Source organism: Myxococcus sp. AM011, assembly GCF_013372595.1.
In the GTDB taxonomy this organism is placed as follows: Bacteria; Myxococcota; Myxococcia; order Myxococcales; family Myxococcaceae; genus Myxococcus; species Myxococcus eversor.
In genome coordinates this window covers 1-6,792 of record NZ_JABXEM010000409.1, presented here as the reverse complement: position 1 = coordinate 6,792, position 6,792 = coordinate 1, and the positions used below count along the sequence as shown (strand labels likewise).

The following is a 6,792-nucleotide window of genomic DNA, read 5'->3' as shown; positions in this document are numbered from 1 at the left end:
CCCGGGATTCCACCCACCCCACGGGGGATTGACCGGCCGGAGTCAGCGGCACCAGAACCGGGACTTCTACGAGCCCGGAACAGTGCCGCCCCGGACGAAAGGCCCGGCCTACAGCGCCGTGGACCTCCCGGGCTCCAGGTCCACCACCTTCGCCCCGCCGCGCAGCTTCTTCAGCTCACCCTTCAGCGCGTCCGGAGTGCCCTGGAGCAGCGGGAAGGTGCCGTAGTGCATGGGGACAATCGTCTGCGCCTTCAACAGCCGCGCCGCCTGCGCCGCCTCCGCGGGGCCCATGGTGAAGTGCCCGCCGATGGGCAGCATCGCCACGGTGGGCTTGAACTGGGTGGCGATGAGCTCCATGCCCCCGAAGGTGCCGGTGTCACCCGCGTGGTACAGGGTGGGACCCTTCTCGATTTGAATCACGTACCCGAGCGGCGCGCCCGCGTACTGCGACGGGCCCTTGGGGTCCGACTGGTAGCTGCTGGAGTGCACCGCCTCCACCAGGTGGATGGTCGCGTCCTTCACCTGGAACGTCCCGCCCGCGTTGGCGCCCACCGCCTGCGCCTCCGGCAGACCCAGCAGGTTGACCAGCTCGAAGGAGCCGAACACCTTCGCGCCCGTCTTCTGCGCCAGCGCCTTCGTCTCGCCCACGTGGTCGAAGTGGCCGTGGGTGACGAGGATGGCGTCCAGCGCCTCCGGCTGCGCCGCGTCCTTGGGCGCCTTGGGGTTGGTGAGCCACGGGTCGATGGCAATCACCGCGCCGCCCGGGGTGCGGACGATGAAGGCCGCATGGCCCCACCACGTCACCTCCGTCTTGCCCTTCGCCGCGGCCGGAGCCTTCGTTGCCTCCGCCTTCTTCGGCGCGGCGGCGTCCTGCGCCCGCGCCTCTCCCGCGAACGTCAACAGCGCACCCACAGCGACTGCCACGAGCTCGTTCCGCATGGTTGGTTGTCCTCTCTCGGGTTCAAAGAATCACGACGTGACGCCGGGGTGCCCTCACGGCACGCCCCAGCCGAGCCGCCGCTTGGCACTGTCCGGGCGGCCATTCAAGGGCCTGTGCATACCGCCTGCCCCCGGGACGACAGATGCCCCGGCCGCCGAGTCACCGCAATCTCGAAAAAAATCCCCCAGGAGGTTCCTTCTCCGCCCGGGCCGTCCCGTGGGCTAACGTCGGAACAGCCGTGGACCACCGATTCCAAGTCAGCCTCCGCGGGGTCATCGACCTCCTGTCCCACCACCTCTACAGCTCCCCGGGCGTCTACCTCCGAGAGCTGCTCCAGAACGCCACCGACGCCATCCGCGCCCGGCAGCACCTGGAACCGGAACACAAAGGCACCGTCCGCCTGGAGCTGGTGGAGAAACAGGACGGCGGGCCTCCCACCCTCGTCTTCAGCGACGACGGCGTCGGACTGACGGAAGAGGAAATCCACCGCTTCCTGGCCACCATCGGCGAGTCCTCCAAGCGCGAGGCACTGGAAGACCGGCGCAAGGACTTCATCGGCCAGTTCGGCATCGGCCTCCTGTCGTGCTTCATGGTGTGCGACGAGCTGCTCCTGGTGACGCGCTCGGCGCGCGGAGACGGACGCACGCTGGAGTGGCGCGGCCGGCACGACGGCACGTACGCCGTGCAGGTCTCCGAGCACCCGCTGGAGCGGCCGGGCACCCAGGTGTTCCTCGTGGCCCGCGCGGACATGGTGGAGTGGTTCGCCCCGGAGCGACTGCGTCAGCTCGGTCGTCACTATGGCGGCCTGCTGCCCTTCCCCATCCAGCTCACCATCGGCGCGGAGCAGGAGCGGTTGGACCTGGATGGCGCGCCCTGGCGCCGCGACTACGAGAGCGCGGGCGAGCGACGCAAGGCGATGCTGGAGTACGGGCGCGAGGTCTTCGAGACGGACTTCATCGACTGCATCCCGCTGCGCTCGCAGGCGGGAGACGTGGATGGCGTGGCCTTCGTGCTGCCGGCGTCGCCGCACTTCAACTCCAAGCAGAAGCACCGCGTGTACCTGAAGCACATGCTCTTGTCGGAGAGCGCGGAGAACCTGCTGCCGGAGTGGGCGTTCTTCGTGAAGTGCGTGGTGAACGCCAACGCGCTGCGCCCCACCGCCAGCCGCGAGTCCTTCTACGAGGACGGCGCGCTCGCCCAGGCCCGCGAGGCGCTGGGCCACGGACTGCGCAAGTACCTGGTGGACCTGGCGCACGAGGACCCTCGCGCGCTGCAGCGGCTCATCGGCCTGCACGGCTTGAGCATCAAGGCGCTGGCGCTGGACGACGACGACTTCTACCGGCTCGTCATCGGCTGGCTGCCGTTCGAGACGTCGCTGGGCGTGACGACGCTGGCGGAGTACCGGCGCGCGTACCCGGTGGTGCGCTTCGCGGCGACGCTGGACGGGTTCCGTCAGGTGGCTCGGGTGGCGGGGGCGCAGGGGCTGTGCATCATCAACGCGGCGTACACGCACGACGCGGCGCTCCTGGAGAAGCTGCCGCACGTGGTGGAGGGCGCGCAGGTGGAGCCCTTCTCCGCGGCGGACCTGCCGCAGAGCTTCGAGGAGCTGTCGATGGACGAGCGCGACGCGGTCTTCCCGCTGTCGCGCATGGCCGAGCAGGTGCTGGCCCCGTTCCACTGCGGCGTGGTGGTGAAGAAGTTCTTCCCGGCGGAGGTGCCCACGCTCTACAGCGCGGACGAGGAGGGCTCCTTCCGACGTGACGCCGAGCGCGCGCGAGACGAGTCCGACGACCTCTACGCCAGCGTGCTGGAGGGCGTGATGGCGGCGGCGGGCGGCGAGCCGGCGCAGTTGTGCTTCAACCTGCACAACCCGGTGGTGCGGCGGCTGGCGGCGGTGACGGACCGGACCCTGATGAAGCTGTCGGTGGAGATGCTCTACGTGCAGGCGTTGCTCCTGGGTCAGCACCCGCTGAACGCGCAGGAGATGACGCTGCTCAACCAGGGGCTCCTGGGGCTCATCTCCGCGCAGCTCGGCACGGGAGGCTCGGGCGGCGGAGAGAATGACGGGGGCGTGGGCTCCGGAGGGCTGCACTGATGGCCGGGGACTGGCGCGAGGAGGCCCAGGCGCTGTGGGACCGCGCGGGCAAGCAGAAGTCCAGCGAGAGCAAGGTGAAGCTCCTGGAAGAGGCGGTGCGGATGGCCGACTCCCACGGCGACGTGGACCTGGGCTATCAGCTCCGCGACGACCTCATCGACGCGGCGACCTTCGGGGGCTACCCGGACAAGGCCCTGGTGGCCTTCGCGTGGTGCCGGGGCCAGCAGAAGAAGGACCCGGAGCGCTTCGAGCCGGAGGGCCTGCTCTGGAAGCAGAAGTGGGTGGTGGGGCGCATCAAGGAGTTCCCCCACATCTCCCGCAAGCAAATCACCGACGCGCTCGACGACATCGAGCAGTGCTTCACCAAGGTGGATGCCGGCAAGCGCTCGGCGCTGAAGCTGCGCTACCAGACGGCGCGGGACATGGGCGACGACGCGGCGGAGGTGGACCGGCTGTGGGCCGCCTGGCTCGCGGCGCCCCGGGACCACCTGACGGACTGCCGCGCGTGCGAGCTGGATGACGAGCTGGACCACCACGTCGAGCAGGGCGAGTGGGAGCAGGCGCTGCGCAAGGCGAAGCCCATCCTGGAGGGGCGGGTGCGGTGCGCGGAGATTCCGCACCTGACGCTGGGCACGCTGCTATATCCGCTGTTCAAGCTGGGCGAGCTGGAGCGGGCGGCGGAGATGCACCGCCGGGGCTACGGCCTGACGTCGAAGAACCGCGACTTCCTGGCCACCATGGGTGACCACATCGAGTTCCTCGCGCTGACGGGCAACCTGGCGCGCGGACTGGCCCTGCTGGAGAAGCACCTGGAGTGGACGCTGGACCACGGGAGCTTCAACGACCGCTTCGTCTTCCTCGTGGCGGCCACGTTCCTGCTGGAGCGCGTCAAGGCCGCGGGAGACCGGGACGTGGTGAGCCTGCGGCTGACCAAGGCATTCCCCGAGCACCGCGCCGACGGGGGCTATGAAGTGAAGGCCCTGCACGCGTGGATGCTCAAGCAGGCCAGGGACATCGCCACCCGCTTCGACACGCGCAACGGCACGGACCGCTACGCACGGCGACTCGCGCGCATCCAACGGCTCGCGGAGGAAGTGCGCGAGTTCCCGCTCGATTGACGCGGAAGGCGTGACGCGGGCCGCCCACGTGGCCCCTTGCGCCGACCAGGCCTGCATTGACCACGACTCGGCTTTTGCCGCACTGCGGCCATGAACCAGCCGTCAGTCATTGCGGGCCTCGCACTTCCATCCCATGGACTCGCACCTACCTGGCGTCAACCGTTGACGCCTCACGCATGAGCAGACACGACGCCCCGCCAAGGCATACACCGGCGGGGCGTTTGTCGTGGAGCGGTGGCGTCATGTCACAATCGCATGACACGGCGACAGACCTCGGACTCCTTGTAACGGGCTTCGCTACAAGCAACCAGGTTGTGTATCCGCGAAGGTGACAACAGTACGCGGGCTGAGGACCGACACTCCAGGCATGTCTGACATGGCACACGGAGTGCTTGGACAGACGACCACCCGTGCACCCCCGCGCGGGCCTCTCCTCGAGGCTCCCATGAAACGGCTTGCCCCTCCGCTGCTCCGGTTGTCCTTGCTCGCGCTCGTTCTCGCGCTTCCGAATGTCTCGCTGGCCGCGGTGGTGTCGTTCTGTACGGGAACCCTGGCGAACTCCGGCCAGAGCTTCGTGAACTACAGCGGGACCTCCTCGAACACGCTCGCCACCGGCAACTACATGATGACGGTGTCGCAGTCCGGCCCCTTCGCCATCCAGAATCTCCAGGGCTCCTGGGATGGACTCGCCATTGGCGCCTACCAGCCCATCAGCGGCTCGCGGCAGGTCACCTTCAGCGGCATCATTCCCTCGGGTCTCACGCCGGGGCAGACCGTCACGGTGACGTTCCGCATCTACAACATCCTGGGCCAGTTGGTGGACGTGAGCACCACCACGGCCTCCGTCAACGGCCAGAGCGCTGGCTGGCAGAAGGTCTGGACGGCGGCGAACCAGGCGGGGCCCGCGGGTTATGCCCGGCACTACATCGGCGACTTCGACGGTGATGGCGCCGAGGACATCCTCGGCGTGTCCGCCAGCGGCTGGATGACCCTGTTCCACTACCGCAACAATGATTGGGCGTGGGGCTGGAGCAACTACGGCTCGACCAGCGCCGGCGGCGGCATCTACGACTACCGCAACAACCTGGTCATCGGCGACTTCGACGGGGACGGCAAGGATGAGGCGCTGGGTGTCTCCGGCTGGGTGACGATGTTCCACTTCGACAACGGCAACTGGAACTGGGGCTGGAGCACCTACGGCAACACGTCCGACCAGGTCTTCGCGCACGCCAACGGTGGGTACCTCGTCTCCGGCAACTTCGACTCGGCGAGCACGCCCCCCACCAAGGACGAACTTGTCGGCGTGAGCGCGAGCGGGTGGATCACCATGTTCCGCTTCAACACGGCGGGCACGGGCTGGGACTGGCTCTGGAGCACCCAGGGCAACACGGCGCACGGCATGTACGGCTACCGCGGCAACCTGCGCAACGGCGGCGACACCAACGGTGACGGCAAGGAGGAGTTGCTGGGGCTCAGCGGCTGGGCGACGAACTTCCACTACACGAACAACGACTTCGCGTGGGGCTGGAGCACCTACGGCGCCAACCACATCGGAGGGATGGGCTACCCCCAGGGCGCAGGTGACGCGCTGCTGGTGGGCAACATCGACTACGTGGACAACAAGGACGAGTGGTTCTTCATCCAGAACGGCCCTTCCGCCAACTATGCCACCACCGAGGACTGGGCCGGCTCCAACTTCGCCTGGCGCTGGTCGAACCACAACTTCAGCCCCGCGGTGCCCTTCATCGGGGACTGGCCGCTCGCGAACAACGGCGGGAGCAACGCCAGCTACTCGCTGGTGAAGGCCGTCGCCGGGCAGCCCAAGTACCTCGTCGCGCGCCGCACGTTCTGCTCCACCACGGACATGCGCATGTATTTGATGTCGAACGTCTTCGCCAACTACTGAGCCAGGAGCACCCGGAGCCGAGGGCCGCTTCCAGGCCCCGGCTCCACCTCACGAGTGACTCAGGACTTCGGCGGAACCTCGAGCCGGTAGGTCAGCTGACGCCAGCGCGGGTCCTCGAAGTGCCCGGGTTCCACGTAGGGGTCCTTCGACGCGGCCACGGCCACGCCCAGGTGGCGCACGAGGGCGACCAGGGGCTCGATGATACGGTCGGCCGGCTCGAAGCAGAGCGTCCATCCCGGCCAGTTGTCCGCGAGGGAGGGCAACACCTCGTCCGCCGCCCAGCTCTCGCGGTCCGGGCCCAGGAAGCCCCCGCTGCAAATCACCTCCGTGCTCCCGATGAGGGTGAGCGTGCGACGGTCCATGTCGAGGATGGCTCCCGCCAGGATGTCGTCGACGGCCCTCGAATACGACCCGCCTTCAGCCTCGATGAGCGAGGCCTCGGGCCCGTTCGCGAACATCCGGCGCAGCACCGAGGCCCCCCACTTGTGGTGGAAGACGCGGGCCTTTCCATCCCTCACGACGATGATATCAGCGCGGTCACTCATCGCGTCCGACTTACAGTTGTAACTGGATGAACGCAAGCCTCCGGAGCGGTGGGCCGGATGACACGGAGCGACAGCGACAGGTCAGCGCTTGAGGTTCTTGAACGGGTTGTTGAACGGCTCCGGGCCCTTCTTGTCCTTGTCGCCACCGCCCGAGGCCGGCCGCTGCCCACCGGACGGAGCTCCCCCAC

5 protein-coding genes are annotated in these 6,792 nt (G+C 68.2%); 3 read left to right on the top strand and 2 right to left on the bottom strand.

Annotated elements, in window-relative coordinates; genetic code table 11:
* Positions 1-108 precede the first annotated feature (108 nt).
* Positions 109-939 carry a metal-dependent hydrolase gene (locus HUW62_RS44790; RefSeq protein WP_176437929.1) on the bottom strand — a complete coding sequence of 277 codons (831 nt, stop codon included), beginning with the start codon at positions 937-939 and terminating at the stop codon, positions 109-111.
* 239 nt (positions 940-1,178) lie between these two features.
* Between HUW62_RS44790 and HUW62_RS44785 the strand changes: the two genes are divergently transcribed.
* From HUW62_RS44785 to HUW62_RS44775, 3 genes are all read left to right on the top strand, one after another.
* Entirely contained in the window at positions 1,179-3,035 is a 1,857-nt protein-coding gene (locus tag HUW62_RS44785; RefSeq protein WP_163866556.1) for an HSP90 family protein, read from the top strand.
* Positions 3,035-4,153, top strand: coding sequence for a hypothetical protein (locus HUW62_RS44780; RefSeq protein ID WP_163866555.1), 1,119 nt, complete (start codon positions 3,035-3,037; stop codon positions 4,151-4,153). Before HUW62_RS44785 ends, HUW62_RS44780 begins: the two co-directional genes overlap by 1 nt.
* Before the next feature lie 445 nt (positions 4,154-4,598).
* The gene (locus HUW62_RS44775; protein ID WP_163866554.1) at positions 4,599-6,059 is read left to right on the top strand and encodes a VCBS repeat-containing protein; all 1,461 of its coding nucleotides are present in this window, start codon (positions 4,599-4,601) and stop codon (positions 6,057-6,059) included.
* A gap of 59 nt (positions 6,060-6,118) precedes the next feature.
* Here the strand turns inward: HUW62_RS44775 and HUW62_RS44770 are convergent, their stop codons facing one another.
* Positions 6,119-6,604, bottom strand: coding sequence for a hypothetical protein (locus tag HUW62_RS44770; protein ID WP_163866553.1), 486 nt, complete (start codon positions 6,602-6,604; stop codon positions 6,119-6,121).
* Between the last annotated feature and the right edge of the window lie 188 nt (positions 6,605-6,792).

What these genes read in the sequence shown, in the direction of transcription:
- HUW62_RS44790 (WP_176437929.1), bottom strand. Translation starts at nt 939, where the DNA reads ATGCGGAACGAGCTCGTGGCAGTCGCTGTGGGTGCGCTGTTGACGTTC.
- HUW62_RS44780 (WP_163866555.1), top strand. Translation starts at nt 3,035, where the DNA reads ATGGCCGGGGACTGGCGCGAGGAGGCCCAGGCGCTGTGGGACCGCGCG.
- HUW62_RS44775 (WP_163866554.1), top strand. Translation starts at nt 4,599, where the DNA reads ATGAAACGGCTTGCCCCTCCGCTGCTCCGGTTGTCCTTGCTCGCGCTC.
- HUW62_RS44770 (WP_163866553.1), bottom strand. Translation starts at nt 6,604, where the DNA reads ATGAGTGACCGCGCTGATATCATCGTCGTGAGGGATGGAAAGGCCCGC.